Here is a 16,675-nt window from a genome sequence, read left to right as displayed (position 1 = left end):
GCAGCAGATTTAAATTGTTGGTGGATGAACGGCTCGGCTCTCTCATCCGAGCACAAGCGCTATATCTCCTGACACAGAAGATCATGCAGGGGTAAATAAATATGACATCAACCAGCATCGCCATGCTCGACAAGGACCACCATATCCACATGATTCCCGCGGACCGGGTACTTATGCTGAGTATCGAGCATTCAGGAGCAAGGAAAGTCGAGAATGAACGGTTTGAGGTCGAGTGTTTCCTGAAACTCTCGGTCGAGGGGTTCCCTCATCCGCTTGAGGATGTGATCCGGTTCACGTTTGCTGCTACCCGCATTCCTGACCAGCAGATGATGTCCGAGCTTACGTTTGTCCAGAACCATATTGTAAAGTCAGTGTTTGACTTGGATCTTGCCGGGGATATGACTGTTTGTGCCCCGGATGATCCTCTGGCAAAGGAGTCCGGGGTCACCATCTCATCCGAGATAAAAAAACAGATGGCAGCCTCGAAACAGCTCAGGGAAGTCCTCGCCCGGAACGGGGCATTGGCGGACTCCTTCGTTATTGCTAGATAATATCCTCTTTTTCGGTCCTGTGCGCCGGGTAGTATGACAGCCTTCCATGCCGGTCCTGGCACAACTACTGATAAATATCTTTTTCACATGCAAGGTTCAACCACTACCGAACAGACAATAATGACGTGGTACCATGGGCGATCCAGAATTCCGCAGTGATGAACAGGTCCTAGTAAGGACGAGGGGGATCCATGTCAAGTCGATCCCGTTTGAAGGCATCCTTACCAGCAGGCGCATCATCCTTGTTGACAGGGCAAAAAATATCCTGCCGACCAAGGAGATCCCGCTTGCTACGATAAAAGAGGTTGCAATCGGAGAGAACGCACTCCGTAACCCGATCCTGACCTTATCCGTCGTGGCAAAGACGGGGGAAACCCGCCAGATGATCCTTACCTTCTCCGGGCAGGACGGGGAGCACCGCTCCCGGGAGAGGGATGAGTGGGCGCACCTCATACAAGAGAGCACCTCCCCTTCGTTTGAACACGTGATCCGCAAGGTGATTCCCGGTGCTGATCAGGCGCAAAAAAGAACCGGGTCCTCGGTCCCGCCCCGGATCGAAGTGGTCAACGCTCCATCACCCCAATACACCAAGACGCCTGTAAAACGTGTCATCGGGGTCGGGGATGCAGCAGCTCCCGTTGCCGGTCCTGCGGCCGGGCAGTTTGACGAGTCGTCTCCTGGCGAGGGTGTGTTCTGTAACCGCTGCGGGAACCAAGTGTCCACGGGTTCGGCATTCTGCAACCGCTGTGGCTCACCGATCATGGCATCTGCAGCACGGCAGGCAGTCCCCCGTCAGTATGCTGCAACTCCCGCACCAGTTCATGCCACTGAGCGGCCTCCCGTGGGGACTCCCGCTGAAGCCAAGACTAGAGCCTTGGATATATCGCTCCAGCAGTCCCTTGCATGGGATGAAGAACCGGCACCGGAGTCCGTATCCGAATCGCGGCACCCGGCAGCAAAACAGCCTGCACAGAAGCCGGCTAAAAAGGGTTTCCTCTCCGGTCTCTTTGGCCCGAAAAAACAACGGGGCACATCCCCGGTCCGTGCACAGCCGGGTGCAGCGGGTACGCCGGTACCTCCAAAGAAACCCCGGAACGGCCGGTCATTCATGCCCGGTAAAAAGACCTTCATTGCCATCGGAGCTGTTATTGTCGTGATCCTCGTGGTGGCCGTTGCTGCGCTCTTTGTTTACCCGATGCTCAATAAAGGAAGTTCGGAATCCTCTTCCGGCACCATTTCCTCTTCCGGCACATCCACATCAGGCAGCAGTACCTCGTCGTCCTCTACCTTGGCTAACAGCGGTGTTGCTTCTATCACAGTAAAAGAGACCACAGCGCCCATAATCCCTGCCACCGGTGTCTATGTCTCCATCAACTATGTCGGCAGCTGGAAAGGGACCTATGGCATGCCCTCAGACCTGCAGACAGCGATCGATTCGGGCGACCGGTATTACGAGATCGTGAATGCGACCGGGCAGGTCACTGCCGCATTCCAGAAACAGGACAGTTCGAAGAAGCATGACCTCACGGTCGATATCTACAGGAACGGTGCAGTGCTTGCCACCAACAAAACCAGCGATGCGTTCGGGAAAGTGACCGTGTCGGCCAATGTCACCACCGGTGTCGCACAGGCTGCATCCTCAACAACCGCAGCAGCTGCAACCGGCAATACCTCGGTGACGGCAAAACCGACAACTATCCCTGTCACCAATACCACGACAAAAAAATCTTGATACCTGTTTCTTAACCCTTTTTTATATCCGTACCAATAACAACCCGTATATGTCAGGACAGTACCGGACCATTTTCCCCGGAATGCGCCATCTAGGCAATCCCGGGATCCGGATCGAAGCGATCGGGCAGCCGGGGAACTCCGCAAACTGTTGCGAAATGCCATGCACAACTGCCGTGCCGTGAGCGATGGCTTGGGTACGAGCGGACAGCCCCCCCGTTTTGCTGATGCACCGGCTGCGTCAACCGGCACGGGCATCCGTACTTTGACGAACTCAAAAAGATCTGCATACTGCCTGAGCAGCAGAAAAAAAAGATCACTCTCTTATTTTCTCTCTTCCCGTGTCGCGGGTTCAACGGCTTTTTTGCCCTTGTGCCAGCGGTACACACCGTACCCGATCGCACCGAGGATAATAAGCGGCAGGAACGTAAAGAGGAGGATAATGATCGTGTCGATCATGCCGAAGAACCCGGAGATGCCTTCATTGATCGTTGCGATAAAATCGTGGCCCGTCTGCCCGCCGACCGGCTCGGGCTCCTGGAGATAAACCGTGATCGTGGAGATATCGATGCGGTTATTGAGATAATTCAGTCTCCCGTTCAGACGGTCCAGTTCGGTCTGCACCTGGTCGATCTGCTCCTGCACCTTGATGATGTCTTCCACCTTGGTGCTCTGCTTCATGATCACGTTGTACTGGGCCAGCTGGTTGGTGTACGATGTTTTCTGTGCCTGGAGATCGACGTACTCTTCCGTCACATCCTGACCGCTTGTCGAGATCGACTTGACCGTCCCGAGTGCCTTGACGCCCGCGATGGCGTTATCGAACCCGTCCTGCGGGATCCGGATAATGACCGTGCCGGTCAGCTGGTTATTGTAATTCTTCTGGATAGTTGTCGATGAGAGGTATCCGCCCTGAGCAATGGCAAGGCCCTTGAGCGAATCGACCGTACCAGTGACATCCCTGACTTCAAGGGTCACGTCTGCAGTCTTGATGATCTTGGTGTCGATGCCAGTACCGCCGGTTCCGGATGATATGGAGGTGGGCACCGGTGCAACTGCCGGCGCGGCACTGCTGCCTGCCGATACGGTTTTCTCCTGCAGGAGACTGTACCCGTTGGAATCAGATGAGACCCGGGCGACATCCTGTGAAGATTGTGTTTTCACAAAGGTTCCGATCGGAAGTCCCGTGCAGCCGGCAGCAGCCGCGAGGGCAATGCATACCACAAGGAGTGCGATGACTTTGTAGTTCATACACAATCCATCATTGCGGGAAATATAAAAGCACGACGTATACTGCGAATTTTTTTGTAGTAATGACAGAACCCCTGCTCTTTCTGATACAAGGGAATAACCTGCAGGTTCCATGAACCAACCCCGGCAATTTTACGAATTTAATATGCCTGTTGCCGAACCGTGTATGCAGTACGATGGATCTGTTCCGGACGGAAACGGATGTTCAGATGAAGACGGCTGGCGGGAACCCAGCGGACCTCAACGTACAGGTGCAATCGGCAGTCGCGGGAACCCCCGTGATCAACGTGCCTGGAGATCAGTATTGGGACACCCGGTCAAGTACTGAACTTACAGATTTCGACCAGTGGGTCGGGCGGGTCAGCGTTCCCGTCAGCCAGTTACAGGGAAGCGGTTATGAAGTTACCACAGCACAGGAGAAACTTACGGAGATCACCTCAATGCGGAGCAGTCTTGCGAATGCACTTTGGGCCAGGAACGATGCCTCTACCGAGGAGCCCCGTGAAACGATCCACGCCGCGTCCATAGATTACGAGACAATGGTACGGAATGTGAAAAAGACCGGTTCGGAGAGTGAAGAGGTGAGAACTACGATTGACCAGAGCGAAGGGGTCCTGACCCGGTCCGGCATGATGAATGCCGACCTGAAATCCCTTGGGATTAACTGCACGCAGACGCAGAGATTGGTCGAGACCGGCCATTACCAGATCTCTACTATCCAGACGCAGATGAAGACCGGGAATGCCCCAGGGGCACGGGCAACCCTTTCCCAGTTTAAGGATACCCTGCAATCCTTAAGGGACGCCTACCGGGGAATTCTTATCCGCGAGGACCTCCCCCAGACAACGGCGCAGGGGGTACTCTCGGTGGCACAGTCCCTTGACGTCATTTCAGCCCGGATGAATGCCGTCTGAAAAACCGAGATGGTATGTCCCGGCCTTCACACCAAAGGAGTTCCAACGAATTGCTCTGAAAAATGCTAAAAGAATCAAAAACGTTCTGGAGGTTACCGCGAGCTCGTGAGCGAGGGAAAGGAAACACAACGATACAGGATACAACCAAGAGTCCACATCCACAATACATGCAGCACTGCAATATCCAATACTGAAATATATCTCCGGGCGGGTCAGACTCCCGCCCCCTCTTTTTAACCAGAGTCTGCCATTCCTGACAGCGCCCTGCATTCCCGGTCTACCCTCCAGCATTGCACTTATATAACAATACGCGTGATATCTCAATGAGGTATCATGACTAGCAGCAATACAGAGGAAAAAAATATTCCGGAGAAACCTGAAAACGCAGGTGAGCTCGAAAAGCAGGGTCTCGAAGGACTCGTGAAGGCCCTGCAGGATAGTACGGACCCGCAGGTCCGGCAGTATGCAGCCTACCTGCTTGGCAAAGCCCAGAACCCCCGGGCAATCCAGCCCCTGATCGAGGCCCTTGCAGATTTTGACAAGTCTGTGCGGGAACAGGCAACGCTTGCCCTCTCAAGGATCGGGAAAGCCGCCATCGAGCCGCTTGCAGAGGCGATGAAAGAGCCTAAGTGGGAGACACGTTACCGTGCAGTGGAAGCCCTCGGAAAAATTGCGGATGAGAAAGCCGTCAAACCCCTGATCCAGGGACTTAAGGATAACCGGGACCATGTGCGGTATATGGCGGCAAAAGGATTGAAGGAACTGGGTGATTCCGATGCGATCGAACCCATGGTCATCCTCCTCAAGGATGAGAACCGTTATGTCCGGATGATGGCAGTCCGGGCACTCGGCGCCATCGGCGGCAAAAAAGTGAATGAAGCGCTGAACGCAGCCCTGACGTCCGAACAGGACGGGAAAGTCAAGGAAGCGATTATCGAAGCGCTCAAATGAGAAATACACCTCTTTTTATATCGCAGGCAGGCCAGCTCGCGGGGCCCTGTGCTTCGCACGGTACTGGAAATTAAAAAGATCCATTTTTTAATATCTGAAATGATATCAAAAGTACTTGAAAGATTACCATATCCGGGGTATGTACTGATGCCTTCCCACAGAGAGGACTTGCAGTTGATGGAGGCCGTGGATGCCGGCAATCTGGAAGCCGTGAGGAGGCTCCTTTTGAAAGGTGCGGACGTCAATGTACGGGGACCGCACGGGGAGACACCCCTGATCAAGTCCATGCTCTGCGAGGATCCCCGGATCTGCACCCTGCTCCTCGACTCCGGCGCCGATCCCAACATGACGACTGCAAACGGGTACAGCTCCCTGACCTTTGCCTGTCTCCAGAATAATTTCGAGTATGTGCGAACCCTCCTTCGGTATAAGGCAAATGTGTTTCAGAAGACGGAAGAAGGCTGGACACCGCTTCTGGTCGCCTCCACCAACCCCATGATTTTTTATGACAATATGGACCACGAGTTTTACAAAAAACTCATCGAGATCGTGTACAAGTATTCCCGGTACCACCCGGATTACAATCCTGTCCGCACCGTCAGCCTTCTCATGAACTCCGGTGCAAATCCCAACGAGTCCAACATGTTTGGTACAACGCCCCTGATGGCTGCGGCCAGCATGGCGAATTATGGGATCCTCAAACTGCTGCTTGCAGAGAAAACCGCGGTTGACTTGCGCGACACCGAAGGAAAAACCGCCCTTATGTATGCAGTGATCTCAACGATCGAGGAGTTGATCGACAGCCTGATCCACCTCAGGCTGGTCAGTTCCACGATAAATCTGACGGATTTCATGACACCCATGATGCTCGGACAGCTTAAGCCCCAGTTTGAACCCCAGAAGGAGTTATGCGTGAATTACCTTATCGAGAACGGGGCAGATATCCGCACGCGGGACAAGAAGGGGATCTCGATCCTGACGCATGCTGCCCGGACCGGGAATATCAACGTCATCAAGAATCTTGTCGGCCACGGGGCAAATGTCCACGAGAAATCTCCGCGTGGCATCACCCCCCTCTATGCGGCAGCGATCAACGGTCATACCGAGATCGCTGAGTTTCTCCTCTCAGAGGGGTCGAATGTGGATGAGAGGCTCAACGACGGGGAGACCCCGCTCATGGCAGCAGTGTGGAACGGTCAGGTGGACATGGTCGAGCTGCTCCTGCGCAAAGGTGCAAACGTCCACGCAAAAAAAGTTACTCCCTACAAATCCTCCGGGGATTCAAGCCTTGTCTGGGCGGTCCACCGGCACCGGCATGAAAAAAATGAGAATTACGACATCATATTCCAGATGCTTGCCGATGCAGGGGCTGAATAACATCCCGGTCTGAACATGGATACCGGGGATCCGGGAACCGGTGTCCGTTTCAAGATCAGGGTGCCGTACGGGAAATTCCCGGTTTACCGGATAATACTTTCCGTCCCCACGAAGCAACGTGTATCATCGTGACCTTTTCCAAAAGGTGCGGGAATATCTCCGAATCAGGGAGTCCGTTACGCAGGTTTCCGACAACACCGTCACAGAACCTGCCTCCATGCAATGAAAGAAATAGGGATGTGGATAATATCCCTTTCATCCAAATGGAGGAATGTAGTACATGGAACCAGGTAAATTATACACCCTGCCGAAACTGCTGTACGAGTACAAGGCACTGGCACCGTATATTTCCGAAGAGCAGCTCACCCTTCACTACACCAAGCACCATCAGGCGTACGTGACCGGTGCGAATGCAATCCTGGAGAAGCTCGACAAGGCGCGGAAGGACAATACCGACCTCGATATGAAAGCCACGCTGAAGGAGTTGTCGTTCCATATCGGCGGCTACCGGCTTCACACCCTGTTCTGGGAGAACCTTGCGCCCGCAGGCAAAGGTGGTGGCGGAGTCCCGAAAGGAGATCTTGCAAAAGCGATCGATGCGGAGTTCGGAAAGTTTGACCGTTTTAAAAAAGAGTTCACGCAGGCAGCGTCCAGTGTCGAGGGTTCCGGGTGGGCCGTGCTGACCCACTGCATGAAAACGAACCGGCTCCTCATCATGCAGCTCGAAAAGCACAATGTCAATCTCGTCCCGGGCTTTCGGATCCTCATGGCCCTTGACGTATGGGAGCATGCGTACTATCTCGATTACAAGAACGACCGGGCGAAATTCATTGAAGGGTTCTGGAACCTCGTGAAATGGGACGAAGTGAATACCCGCTTTGTTACCCACCTGAAAAAATAATCCGGAATAGCCCAGCCCCCGGGGAGCCGGGCGGGACCGGCCACAACCCCTGACCTTTTTTCTTCATTGAACCCGCGGGTTCAATCATGGTACCTGCGTGATTTTTTGAATTTATATGCCGCGTTTCTCCAACAGGTAACTAAATTATGTCTGATAATTATGCAATCCGAAGATATCACCGGCAAACGATGACGGTGATTGGCACAAGCAGGAAGAAAAAATACCTCAAAATCTTCCTCGTCCTGCTCCTTGCAGGTGTGGCCGGGGCCGCATACCTTGTCTGCAGTTCGGGAATTCTTGCCGATGAGAACCCCCGGATCCCCCAGGAGATGATAACACGGATCAATCTCGAGCGGCAGGCAGACAATCTTGTCCCGGTCCAGATGGATGACCAGCTGGAGAATCTCGCCCTGGCCAAGAGCCGGAAAGTGAAAATTTCTTCGCTGACCTATTCAACAGCTCCTGATGCCACTACCGGTGACAACACGAATGTATTTGTCATACCAAAAATCTCCTGGGCGCTGTCGGGATATGATGAACAGCAACAGATGTTTGATGCGCTCGAGAACAATGACAACTCCTTCCGCACCAACGTGTTCAACGGTAATTACCGGAACGTGGGTATCGGTGTCACTGGGGATGGCTATAACTATTACATCGCGATGAAATGGCAATAATTTTAGGGGTTTTCAGCCGGGCTATCCGCGTTGCTTATGAAGTCAAATTTAAATAATCCTCACACTAACATTTTGTAAATATGAATGATACTGCTGAGGTTGCGAGGCTGCTTGACATTCTCGGTAACCGCAACCGGAGGAGGATCATTGAACTGCTCCGGCAGAAGCCCTGTTTTGTCACGGAGATATCCGACACGCTGGTGCTCTCGCCAAAGGCGGTCATCGACCATCTCCAGATGCTGGAGCGCGAGGCCATTCTTTCCTGTGAAACAGACGAACGGCGCCGGAAATATTACTATCTTGCCCAGGATATCCTGATCGATGTCAGTCTTAAGGAACTGAGGATCTCCGGGTATGAAATGGATGAAGCCAGCCAAAAAAACGACCAGCTCAAAAAAACCGTGGCCATGCTTGCACGCATGATACGGGCCCATGACAAAATCCTTGCAAATCTTGAGCAGGTCAATCACGATATTGAAACAAAGATTAATGACCTTGCCACCATCCATAAGGATTTATTCAAAAGCGATCGAGAGGTACGTGTGGTCATAGCCTTGTCCCACCAGTCCCTGACGCTTGGAGAACTGGAACAGGTCACGGACCTGCCCAAGGCCAGTCTCTCTGAGATCCTGAAGCAGTTCGAGCGGCGGGGAATCGTCAAACGTGAGAAAGAACGGTATACACTCAGAGGTATCCATGCAGAATAATCCAAGCGGTCCCTACGATGATGTGTTCAACAACCTTGCAAAAATCGTGGAAGACATCGTGAAAAACATGCCGGAAAGCCAGCATGCCCGCATTGTGGGATATACGATCATCACCCGGCAGGCCGCGATCGGTGATCCCGAAGTGTTCAGGGCTGGCACAACGGACGATGACGGGGAAGTTCCCTACGAGATCGTGGAAACAGACGATGATGTATTCATCACTGCCGTCATGCCGGCCGATCCCAAAAATGCGCCTATCGCTGATATTGAAATAAACTGTGTCCGCATTGTTGTCGATGGCCGAATTACGATGATACTGCTCGACCACCCTGTGGACCGCATCCATAGCTACTACCGGATCCACCGGGGGCTGATGGATATCTCTCTTAAAAAAGTGAAAGATCCCTGATCGGCTTCCTTTTTCAGTGCTGTACTTTTATGCGAGCTTCCACACACCGGTGTCCTGCCCGTTGAAGGGAATTTCAACATATGTTTGCTCCGGCGTCAGGGAGGCCGGGACCACATAGATGATATAGCCATCCATGCTGTTGCTTTTACCCGGGTACAGGAAATCCGGTCGGGTACCGTGTGAAAACCCGAAGTCCTCCACGTACTCGTCGCCATTCAGTTTCTGGAAGTACTGGATTTCCTTGATCAGGACAGGGGTCTCTTTCCCGCGCTCTCCTTTGTCCGGGAGGAAATGGGACGGATCCTGCGTATAGGTCATACCGTTATAGTGTACCACTATATTTGAGGATGGCGGGAACCAGACGCGGGTATCCCCGTTGTTGGTCATCTGGACAAACACGAACAGGTATTTGTATCCAGGCATCGGTTGATCGGGTGAAGTATAAAAATGGTTTTCCTTATCACCGAGCCACTGGTAGGTGTCATTGATCCAGTACCGGTATACGATCGCCTCGCTTGCTACTTTGCCGGTGCCAAAGGAAAAATTTTGTTTCAGAGCAAGGGCATGGGGGTATGGCTCCGGTGTGGCCGTGGGAATTGCAGTTGTTAGTATGGTTGTACTTGCCGGTGTTGCAGCAGTCACGGTGGTTTGTGAAGGGGTGGCCGGTTTCCCGGAAAAATTACCGGTTCCGGCACAGCCGGCAACTACAATAAGGGCAATGATGCCCAGAGCAGGAAGCACGCTCAGGAGTTTCATACCTTTTTTAAAACAGGATAGATAAAAAATGTGCCGGTGAGCCGGAAACAATGCAGTACATTTGAGAGGAGCGTATCCTGTATATCAAAAATCAAAAAAAATTATACTTTTACCGGGAAGTCAGATGGGGTCGCCTCGATGATGGCCTTCTTCCCTGATCGCATCTCGTGAAACTGGCGGAGCGAGACCGTGATATCCCTCGTAAAGGCGAAGTACCCGATCTGGGTATTCCGGCACAGTTTCATCGCCATATCCATCAGTCCCCTTGGATCGGGCCGTGCCTCGCCAAGCCAGATATGGAAGATATTGCCGCCATCGACAATCGGGAAGAAGACGTGCTCGATCTCCATGCGCTTGGTCAGGGGCACATCTGCACCGGGTGCCACGTGGGTTCCATTCGTGTAATAGATCGGCAGGTCGCGGCTCTTGCCGAGCTTTGCGAGGCCTTCCTGCAGGTCTCCCTTTATTATCTTCTTTGCAAAATCGTGGTAGCGGCGGTCAAGTAAGTCAGCAATGGCAAACCGCTGGGCGGTGGTCTCTGCCGGTGTACGTGCGAGTGCAATGGTCATGTTGTTCTTTTTTGAGAGTTCGCGGCTGTAGAGTTCCATTTCGGTCATCGCCCGGATGGCGAGCTTAAATGCTGCTTTTGATTCATGGAGCTGCTTGCCGGTATGGTGCTGGACCATCTCGTTCACGCCAACAACGCCGATCGTGTAGACCAGCCCCTCGAGATCGACCGCCAGGGCGCCCCGTTCGCCGGTGTTGGGGTCTTTCGGGCGCTGCATGGCAAACGGCATCCGGCTGTTTGCCCGGATCAGGTCCATCCAGCGGCGCTTGATCTTGAAGATCTCTACTGAAACATCCATCAGTTTCTTCAGCTCGGCAAAGAGCCGGGCATCGTCGCCATCTGCATTATAGGCTGCACGCGGGCAGTTTACCGAAACCACCTGCCACGACCCCATCGAGAAGTGGCGGCCGTCCTCGAAGACCAGTTTCCTGTCAAACTCGGAGTCCTTATCGGCAACGGCCGAGAACTGGTAGGCGCAGCACTGGTAGCAGGAGATGCCCTTGCCGGCACCGCGGTAGGAAGGGAGCTGGTTGTCGTAATAGGGAGTGCCGAATTTCGAGGCGAGCTCGAAGGTCATGAGGTAGAGATCCTGGAACGTGGGGAGGTCGGGATTTTTCATATTGAACTCCTCCCGCTCGGTCATGAAGTCGGGCTCGATCGAGATCTCGGGCTTGGGGAAGTTGAAGGGTTTTCCCCAGTAGTCTCCTTCCAGCATGACCTCCATCAGCGCCTTGAAGAGGAGTCGTACCTCGCGCTCGAACTCTCCATATGTCCGTCGGGGTGCGGAGGTGCCGTCCCAGATCTTTCCCTTGTACACGCAGGGCTTGTCCTGCCAGAGGGTCGGCACGCCCGGCGAGAGCTGGATGGACGAGAAGACGAGCTGGCCGCCCCGGGCGACCATCATCTGGGTCATCTCGTACACGAACATCTGCACCATCTGCTTGATCTCATCGTAGGGCATGCCTTCCATGAAAGGTGCGAGGAACGTGAGGAAGTTGTAGTATCCCTGTCCCCCGGCAAAATTGGTCTGTGCAGACCCAAGGGCCTTAACGGCATGGAGGATCGCGACCTCGGCACGTTTTGCCGGCCCGGCAACCGACGCTTTGGTTCCGTTGCCATCGGGCATCAGGCCATAGTAGAAGAAGTACCGGAGATCCCAGTCCTGGCAGAACGGCCGCGTGCCAAAATACTCGAGGTCGTGGATGTGCATCTCTCCGGAAAGGTGGTGGTCGGCAAGGGCAGGCGGCAGCTGGAGCAGGTACTGTTCTTTTGAGATCTTGTCCGCTTTTTTCTTGTGCGATGTCTCGGCATTCTCCTGCAGGTTCGCGTTGTCGTGGGCCTCGAACCCCCTGCCGACATCGATCTGATGGGCGTCGTAGACCGGGGTACCGACACGGGTTGATACGTTCCGGTACTGGACCATCCCCCGTTCGAGAAGCGTAATATTGACGATCTCGCGGATGAGCGGGCCGGAAAGGGACTTGAGCCCCATATTCCTGATCCGGTTCTCAACTTCGAGAGCGATCTCCTGCGCGATCTCCTCGCTTGCTCCTTTGTACCCATAGAATGTCTCGACGAGCTTGGTCTCTTCGACAAGCTGGCGGACGATTCGGTTCCGGTCCCATTCAACGATATGCCCGTCCGTCGTCCTTACCGGAGGGAGAGATGGTGTATACTCACCAAAAATAGTCTGTTGCCGGGTCTCCTGCCGGGGCATCATTCACCTGCGATCAGATGGCTGATATGCTCCCCATCCAGTCTTCCCGCGGGAAAAAGGTCCGATGAAGTAAAAAAATCCTCGCTCTTCTGGAGCACCGGTGCCTCGTTCACGAAAACCCCGTTTACCCGCAGTTCGGTCAGCGACTCAGCGCTGGAGAGGTCACGCTCGGCAAATTTGTACCCGCTCTTTTTCAGGAACGTCTTGAGGAGTTCGCAATTCGGGCAATGCTCTAGCGTATACACGATCAGCTGTGGATTTTTCGGCACAAAAAACACCCTCACTCTGTCATCTATCCAATAGGCAGTCTGTATAAAAAAATCTTGGTTTGTGCATCTGCATAAGGCCGGCGCGCCGGGCGATTACCCTTATCTGGAGTATGGAACAATAGTACCGTAATGGTCAGGATGTTTGTCGCGCTCGAACTTTCCGGGGAGATCCGGGACCGGCTTAAGGATGCCCAGCAGGTGCTCCGCGGGTGTTCCGCCCGGCTCACGTTTGTCGATCCGGCACTCATCCACATCACCGTGAAGTTTCTTGGCGAGGTCGATGACAAAAAATGCGCGAAGGTGCAGGATGCCCTGAATAAAATTACCTTTACGCCATTTACGGTCACGGCCGGAGACGTGACCGTGAACAACCCGAAACGCCCGCATACAGTCTGGTGTGCGATCGATGATGGCGGGAACGGGGAACAACTCCTGGGTCTCATTGAAGCGGGGCTTTCGCCTCTCGGGTTTGCCCGGGAAGACCGGCGCCTCACTCCCCACGCGACCGTTGCCCGCGTGAAATCCCCGGATTCCTCCCTCTTCACTGCTCTGGACCAGCTCAGGGGCCGGTCCTATGGCAGCTGCACCGTCAATGGTATGAAACTCAAGAAGAGCATCCTGACTTCCCGGGGGCCGGTGTATGAGGATGTGCTCGAGGTGAAATGGTGAACCGGCTCCCTCTTGAAGAAACGGTGCTTGCCTCACTGCGACCTTCGCAGGAAGAGAAGGACCATGTGTGCAGTATTGCACAGCGGGTGCTCGAGCGTATCCGGCAGAGCGGGAAGGCCGAGGGGATGATCGTGGGGTCTGTTGCCCGGCAGACGTGGGTGCGGGGAGACCGCGACCTTGACGTGTTCATGCTTTTTGACCCGTCCCTGTCCCGGGAGGAACTCGAACAGCAGGGGCTTTCTCTTGCCAGGGGTATTGCTGCGGCTCTCACGGACAAGTATTATGAAAAGTATGCCGAGCATCCGTACATCAATGCCACGATCGAGGACGTTGACGTGGATCTCGTTCCCTGTTATAATGTTGACAGTGCAGCCAGAATCCAGAGCGCCGTGGATCGCACACCCTTCCATACCCGCTACATTACGGAGAAGATCAACGGCATGATCGATGATGTCCTGCTCCTCAAGCGGTTCACCAAAGCCGGAGGCATCTATGGTTCTGACCAGATGACTGAGGGGTTCTCCGGGTATCTCTGCGAGCTGCTCATCCTCTACTACGGGGGCTTCACTCTGCTGCTGAAGGCCGTGGCTGAGTGGAAGCCACAGACGATCATCGATCTGGAAGATCATGCGGCAAAGGAATTTGACGAACCGCTGGTGATGATCGATCCGGTGGACCCGAAACGGAATGTCGCCGCTGCGGTATCGCTTGACCGCATGGCGGAGTTCGTGGAACTTGCACGGGGTTATCTCGAATCCCCGTCGGAATCCTTTTTCGGACTGCCGGAAGCACACTCGATGACGCCCGGTGATCTCACCGGTCTTCTGGAAGACCGGGGGACATTCCTGTATGGGATCACCTTTACAACTCCGCCATATATTGAGGAGATCGTTGTCCCCCAGCTGAAGCGCAGCACCCGTGCAGTCTGCGAACATCTTGAACGCAACGGGTTCTCTGTCCACCATGCGCATTACCTGATGGGGCGTGAACAATGCATGATCCTCGTTGAGCTGCTTGTCGCTGAATTACCGGCGATCCGCAACCACCTCGGACCCCCGGTCTGGAACCGGGTCAATGCGGAAAAATTCCGAACCAAACACCGTGCCTCCTCCCTTCCGGGGCCCTATATCAATAACGGCCGGTACGAGACGGAAGTCTCCTGCGAGTTCAGGAACGCCGGGGATCTGCTCCGGTCTGAGGGGCTCCGGCAGGTCAGCCTCGGGAAACATGTCCGCCAGTCCCTCGCAAACGGCTGGCAGGTGCACGAAGGCAGGGAGTGCTGGAGCCCGGCATTCTCCTCATTCATTGCCGGATTTTTCAACCGTTGCTCACCGCTTGTCCGTCACGAGAAGGATACCCTCCATTCGAGCACCTGATGAGGATTGCATACCTGCAACATCTCTTGCGGGGCGGGAATCAATAAAAAAGAGATGGGACTGCGATCTGCTGAATTATTATTTTTTGGAATTCTTTTTGATCTTCGATGAAGCCAGTTTTTCAATAACTGCTTTGTCGGTACCGGCAGCAATGGTGAGCTTCTGGTGCTGGACAGCACTGTCAACCATACCCTTTCCGGTCAGTGTCCGGATGATCAGGGTAGTAGACCCAATGGGACTGCCGATTGCACCGGCAGAGAGATCTGAGTGGACCGCGGTAAGATCCGTGCAGAAATGGCAACCTTTGCGGATGCAGGTCTCCAGCTCTGCGAGCGGGATGATCGTGATTGTTCCATCCTGTTTGAGGATCTCGAGTTTGCCCTTGACATCCAGTTTTCGGATCTCATGTGGTTCGAGCTTGTAGTGGCTGTGGAGTTTTCCCTCGATCAGTGTTGTGTAATCGAAGGTTTCCGTGCAGAATAATCCAATCACCAGACGGATCGCCTTCGCGTAGGGTTTGAGGAGATCATTGTCACTCTTTCGCATCCTATCCACGGCCTGAACTGCGCAGGGGACCCCGACAACAGCGATTCTTTTGAATTTTCTCTCCACGATCGCGTACTTGAGCGCGGCAAGGAGGGGTACCCACCAGCTGTACCGGCTACCGGCCTGCTGGATGAGGACATCAGATTTCATGATAACGACCGATGAGGGACGGAGTGTCCAGTGATCTTCCGTAACGGTCACCACGGCATCGATCAGTCCCTCATCCAGTGCATTGGCAAGGATTGCTGTCACTGCACCGCCGCTCTGCTTACGCGGCACGTCAATGGCGGCTTTGGCAGAGATGAGTTCAAGGTAATCCCCGAGTGTCTGTGATGGCTGGTCAGCTGCCCGCGGGCAAACGGCGTAACATGCGCCGCACGGGACATTGTCGGTCGCCTGCTTACAATACCCGTTGCTGCGGGGACTGGTGATCATCTCCCCTTCGTCAAAGAACAGCGCGTCGGCAGGACAAACTGCCACGCATGCACCACATCCCGAGCATCTTCCCGTATCCCAGACCTCGCTTTTCAAATCGAGATAACTTTTTTCTGCCATCGCTTTCACTCCCATGTATATTTGCTTGCAAACGGCCGGGCACTGGTAGCGGCGATTCGGGTATATTCCGATGCAAGCAGGGGGGTCACATCGATACCGAACGATTTGGCGAAATCCTCGATAATCGGGCGGATCATTGCTTTTTGCTCATCTGTAACCGGCGCCTGTTTCGCCCCGACTCCGAGATAGAGATCATCAACCGGGCCACGGACAAATATCTCTCCCCCATGGATGCCACTACCAACACCCTGCTCTGAGATTGGCTCAGCTCCTTTGAGCCCGAGGACGATGAGGAGGCCACCTGCCATGTACTCGCCGAGGAATGCACGGGCGCTGCCCCCGACCACAACGATCGGGCGCTTCTCCATATACTGCTTCATGTGGATACCCCCGCGGTACCCGATATTGTCCCGGACATAAACCCGGCCACCCCGCATGCTGTGGGCGACTGCGTCACCAGCACTCCCGTGAATGATTACCTTCCCCTTGTCCATCGTATTGCCAGGCGCATGGTCCGCGTTGCCATGCACTATAACGGTCGGGCCGCTCATGAACATCGCCAAATCGCCGCCAGGTACGCCGTTTATCGTAATAGTCACTTGGTCGCCACGCAATCCGTCAGCAATGAACCGCTGGCCAAGCACATTATTGATGACTATCTCCTTTACCCCCTCTGCTACGGCCCGGCGGATCTGCTGGTTGAGTGGCGTGTAATGGAGGTTTTTTGCATCAATTGTCACCGGGTTCACC

Annotated in this window: 17 protein-coding genes; 11 read left to right on the top strand and 6 right to left on the bottom strand. The window is 54.2% G+C overall.

What is annotated here, in order from left to right:
- Nucleotides 1–101: 101 nt before the first annotated feature.
- Together ABSG49_RS10465 and ABSG49_RS10460 are read left to right on the top strand one after the other, a co-directional pair.
- Complete coding sequence (locus ABSG49_RS10465; protein WP_424026073.1) at nt 102–551, top strand: hypothetical protein; 450 nt, start codon at nt 102–104, stop codon at nt 549–551.
- A 133-nt stretch (nt 552–684) separates the two neighbouring features.
- A complete protein-coding gene (locus ABSG49_RS10460) occupies nt 685–2,283 on the top strand; it encodes a zinc ribbon domain-containing protein (RefSeq protein ID WP_424026072.1) in 1,599 nt (532 codons plus the stop codon).
- A 323-nt stretch (nt 2,284–2,606) separates the two neighbouring features.
- Here ABSG49_RS10460 and ABSG49_RS10455 read toward each other — a convergent pair whose 3' ends face one another.
- Nucleotides 2,607–3,533, bottom strand: a complete 927-nt coding sequence (locus ABSG49_RS10455) for a DUF4349 domain-containing protein (protein ID WP_424026071.1) — start codon at nt 3,531–3,533, stop codon at nt 2,607–2,609.
- A 176-nt stretch (nt 3,534–3,709) separates the two neighbouring features.
- On the opposite strand from ABSG49_RS10455, the gene ABSG49_RS10450 reads away from it, so the two are divergent.
- The 7 genes from ABSG49_RS10450 (at nt 3,710) to ABSG49_RS10420 (ending at nt 9,469) form a co-directional block, all read left to right on the top strand.
- The gene (locus ABSG49_RS10450; RefSeq protein ID WP_424026070.1) at nt 3,710–4,447 is read left to right on the top strand and encodes a hypothetical protein; all 738 of its coding nucleotides are present in this window, start codon (nt 3,710–3,712) and stop codon (nt 4,445–4,447) included.
- A gap of 333 nt (nt 4,448–4,780) precedes the next feature.
- A complete protein-coding gene (locus ABSG49_RS10445) occupies nt 4,781–5,398 on the top strand; it encodes a HEAT repeat domain-containing protein (protein WP_424026069.1) in 618 nt (205 codons plus the stop codon).
- A 147-nt stretch (nt 5,399–5,545) separates the two neighbouring features.
- Nucleotides 5,546–6,775: an ankyrin repeat domain-containing protein gene (locus ABSG49_RS10440; protein ID WP_424026068.1), complete on the top strand. Its 1,230-nt coding sequence runs from the start codon at nt 5,546–5,548 to the stop codon at nt 6,773–6,775.
- Nucleotides 6,776–7,055: 280 nt separating this feature from the next.
- Entirely contained in the window at nt 7,056–7,676 is a 621-nt protein-coding gene (locus ABSG49_RS10435; RefSeq protein ID WP_424026067.1) for a superoxide dismutase, read from the top strand.
- A 146-nt stretch (nt 7,677–7,822) separates the two neighbouring features.
- On the top strand, nt 7,823–8,353 hold the full coding sequence (locus ABSG49_RS10430) for a CAP domain-containing protein (protein WP_424026066.1): 531 nt from the start codon (nt 7,823–7,825) through the stop codon (nt 8,351–8,353).
- Between the two features lie 80 nt (nt 8,354–8,433).
- Nucleotides 8,434–9,060 carry an ArsR family transcriptional regulator gene (locus ABSG49_RS10425; RefSeq protein WP_424026065.1) on the top strand — a complete coding sequence of 209 codons (627 nt, stop codon included), beginning with the start codon at nt 8,434–8,436 and terminating at the stop codon, nt 9,058–9,060.
- The gene (locus ABSG49_RS10420; RefSeq protein WP_424026064.1) at nt 9,050–9,469 is read left to right on the top strand and encodes a hypothetical protein; all 420 of its coding nucleotides are present in this window, start codon (nt 9,050–9,052) and stop codon (nt 9,467–9,469) included. Before ABSG49_RS10425 ends, ABSG49_RS10420 begins: the two co-directional genes overlap by 11 nt.
- Before the next feature lie 27 nt (nt 9,470–9,496).
- On the opposite strand, the gene ABSG49_RS10415 is transcribed toward ABSG49_RS10420, so the two are convergent.
- From ABSG49_RS10415 to ABSG49_RS10405, 3 genes are all read right to left on the bottom strand, one after another.
- Complete coding sequence (locus tag ABSG49_RS10415; RefSeq protein WP_424026063.1) at nt 9,497–10,225, bottom strand: hypothetical protein; 729 nt, start codon at nt 10,223–10,225, stop codon at nt 9,497–9,499.
- A gap of 101 nt (nt 10,226–10,326) precedes the next feature.
- Nucleotides 10,327–12,510, bottom strand: a complete 2,184-nt coding sequence (nrdD, locus tag ABSG49_RS10410; RefSeq protein WP_424026116.1) for an anaerobic ribonucleoside-triphosphate reductase — start codon at nt 12,508–12,510, stop codon at nt 10,327–10,329.
- Nucleotides 12,510–12,779, bottom strand: coding sequence for a glutaredoxin family protein (locus tag ABSG49_RS10405; RefSeq protein WP_424026062.1), 270 nt, complete (start codon nt 12,777–12,779; stop codon nt 12,510–12,512). The genes nrdD and ABSG49_RS10405 overlap by 1 nt, the downstream gene beginning before the upstream one ends.
- A 129-nt stretch (nt 12,780–12,908) precedes the next feature.
- Between ABSG49_RS10405 and thpR the strand changes: the two genes are divergently transcribed.
- Both thpR and cca read left to right on the top strand, forming a co-directional pair.
- On the top strand, nt 12,909–13,448 hold the full coding sequence (gene thpR, locus ABSG49_RS10400; protein WP_424026061.1) for an RNA 2',3'-cyclic phosphodiesterase: 540 nt from the start codon (nt 12,909–12,911) through the stop codon (nt 13,446–13,448).
- Nucleotides 13,442–14,824, top strand: a complete 1,383-nt coding sequence (cca, locus tag ABSG49_RS10395) for a CCA tRNA nucleotidyltransferase (RefSeq protein ID WP_424026060.1) — start codon at nt 13,442–13,444, stop codon at nt 14,822–14,824. Before thpR ends, cca begins: the two co-directional genes overlap by 7 nt.
- Before the next feature lie 78 nt (nt 14,825–14,902).
- On the opposite strand, the gene ABSG49_RS10390 is transcribed toward cca, so the two are convergent.
- Together ABSG49_RS10390 and ABSG49_RS10385 are read right to left on the bottom strand one after the other, a co-directional pair.
- Complete coding sequence (locus tag ABSG49_RS10390) at nt 14,903–15,925, bottom strand: Coenzyme F420 hydrogenase/dehydrogenase, beta subunit C-terminal domain (RefSeq protein WP_424026059.1); 1,023 nt, start codon at nt 15,923–15,925, stop codon at nt 14,903–14,905.
- 5 nt (nt 15,926–15,930) lie between these two features.
- Complete coding sequence (locus tag ABSG49_RS10385) at nt 15,931–16,674, bottom strand: GltB/FmdC/FwdC-like GXGXG domain-containing protein (protein WP_424026115.1); 744 nt, start codon at nt 16,672–16,674, stop codon at nt 15,931–15,933.
- Between the last annotated feature and the right edge of the window lies 1 nt (nt 16,675).

This window comes from Methanoregula sp. (assembly GCF_049510175.1).
Lineage (GTDB): Archaea > Halobacteriota > Methanomicrobia > Methanomicrobiales > Methanospirillaceae > Methanoregula.
This window is presented reverse-complemented; position numbering and strand designations above follow the sequence as displayed.

What these genes read in the sequence shown, in the direction of transcription:
- ABSG49_RS10465 (WP_424026073.1), top strand. Translation starts at nt 102, where the DNA reads ATGACATCAACCAGCATCGCCATGCTCGACAAGGACCACCATATCCAC.
- ABSG49_RS10460 (WP_424026072.1), top strand. Translation starts at nt 685, where the DNA reads ATGGGCGATCCAGAATTCCGCAGTGATGAACAGGTCCTAGTAAGGACG.
- ABSG49_RS10455 (WP_424026071.1), bottom strand. Translation starts at nt 3,533, where the DNA reads ATGAACTACAAAGTCATCGCACTCCTTGTGGTATGCATTGCCCTCGCG.
- ABSG49_RS10450 (WP_424026070.1), top strand. Translation starts at nt 3,710, where the DNA reads ATGGATCTGTTCCGGACGGAAACGGATGTTCAGATGAAGACGGCTGGC.
- ABSG49_RS10445 (WP_424026069.1), top strand. Translation starts at nt 4,781, where the DNA reads ATGACTAGCAGCAATACAGAGGAAAAAAATATTCCGGAGAAACCTGAA.
- ABSG49_RS10440 (WP_424026068.1), top strand. Translation starts at nt 5,546, where the DNA reads ATGCCTTCCCACAGAGAGGACTTGCAGTTGATGGAGGCCGTGGATGCC.
- ABSG49_RS10435 (WP_424026067.1), top strand. Translation starts at nt 7,056, where the DNA reads ATGGAACCAGGTAAATTATACACCCTGCCGAAACTGCTGTACGAGTAC.
- ABSG49_RS10430 (WP_424026066.1), top strand. Translation starts at nt 7,823, where the DNA reads ATGTCTGATAATTATGCAATCCGAAGATATCACCGGCAAACGATGACG.
- ABSG49_RS10425 (WP_424026065.1), top strand. Translation starts at nt 8,434, where the DNA reads ATGAATGATACTGCTGAGGTTGCGAGGCTGCTTGACATTCTCGGTAAC.
- ABSG49_RS10420 (WP_424026064.1), top strand. Translation starts at nt 9,050, where the DNA reads ATGCAGAATAATCCAAGCGGTCCCTACGATGATGTGTTCAACAACCTT.
- ABSG49_RS10415 (WP_424026063.1), bottom strand. Translation starts at nt 10,225, where the DNA reads ATGAAACTCCTGAGCGTGCTTCCTGCTCTGGGCATCATTGCCCTTATT.
- nrdD (WP_424026116.1), bottom strand. Translation starts at nt 12,510, where the DNA reads ATGCCCCGGCAGGAGACCCGGCAACAGACTATTTTTGGTGAGTATACA.
- thpR (WP_424026061.1), top strand. Translation starts at nt 12,909, where the DNA reads ATGGTCAGGATGTTTGTCGCGCTCGAACTTTCCGGGGAGATCCGGGAC.
- cca (WP_424026060.1), top strand. Translation starts at nt 13,442, where the DNA reads ATGGTGAACCGGCTCCCTCTTGAAGAAACGGTGCTTGCCTCACTGCGA.
- ABSG49_RS10390 (WP_424026059.1), bottom strand. Translation starts at nt 15,925, where the DNA reads ATGGCAGAAAAAAGTTATCTCGATTTGAAAAGCGAGGTCTGGGATACG.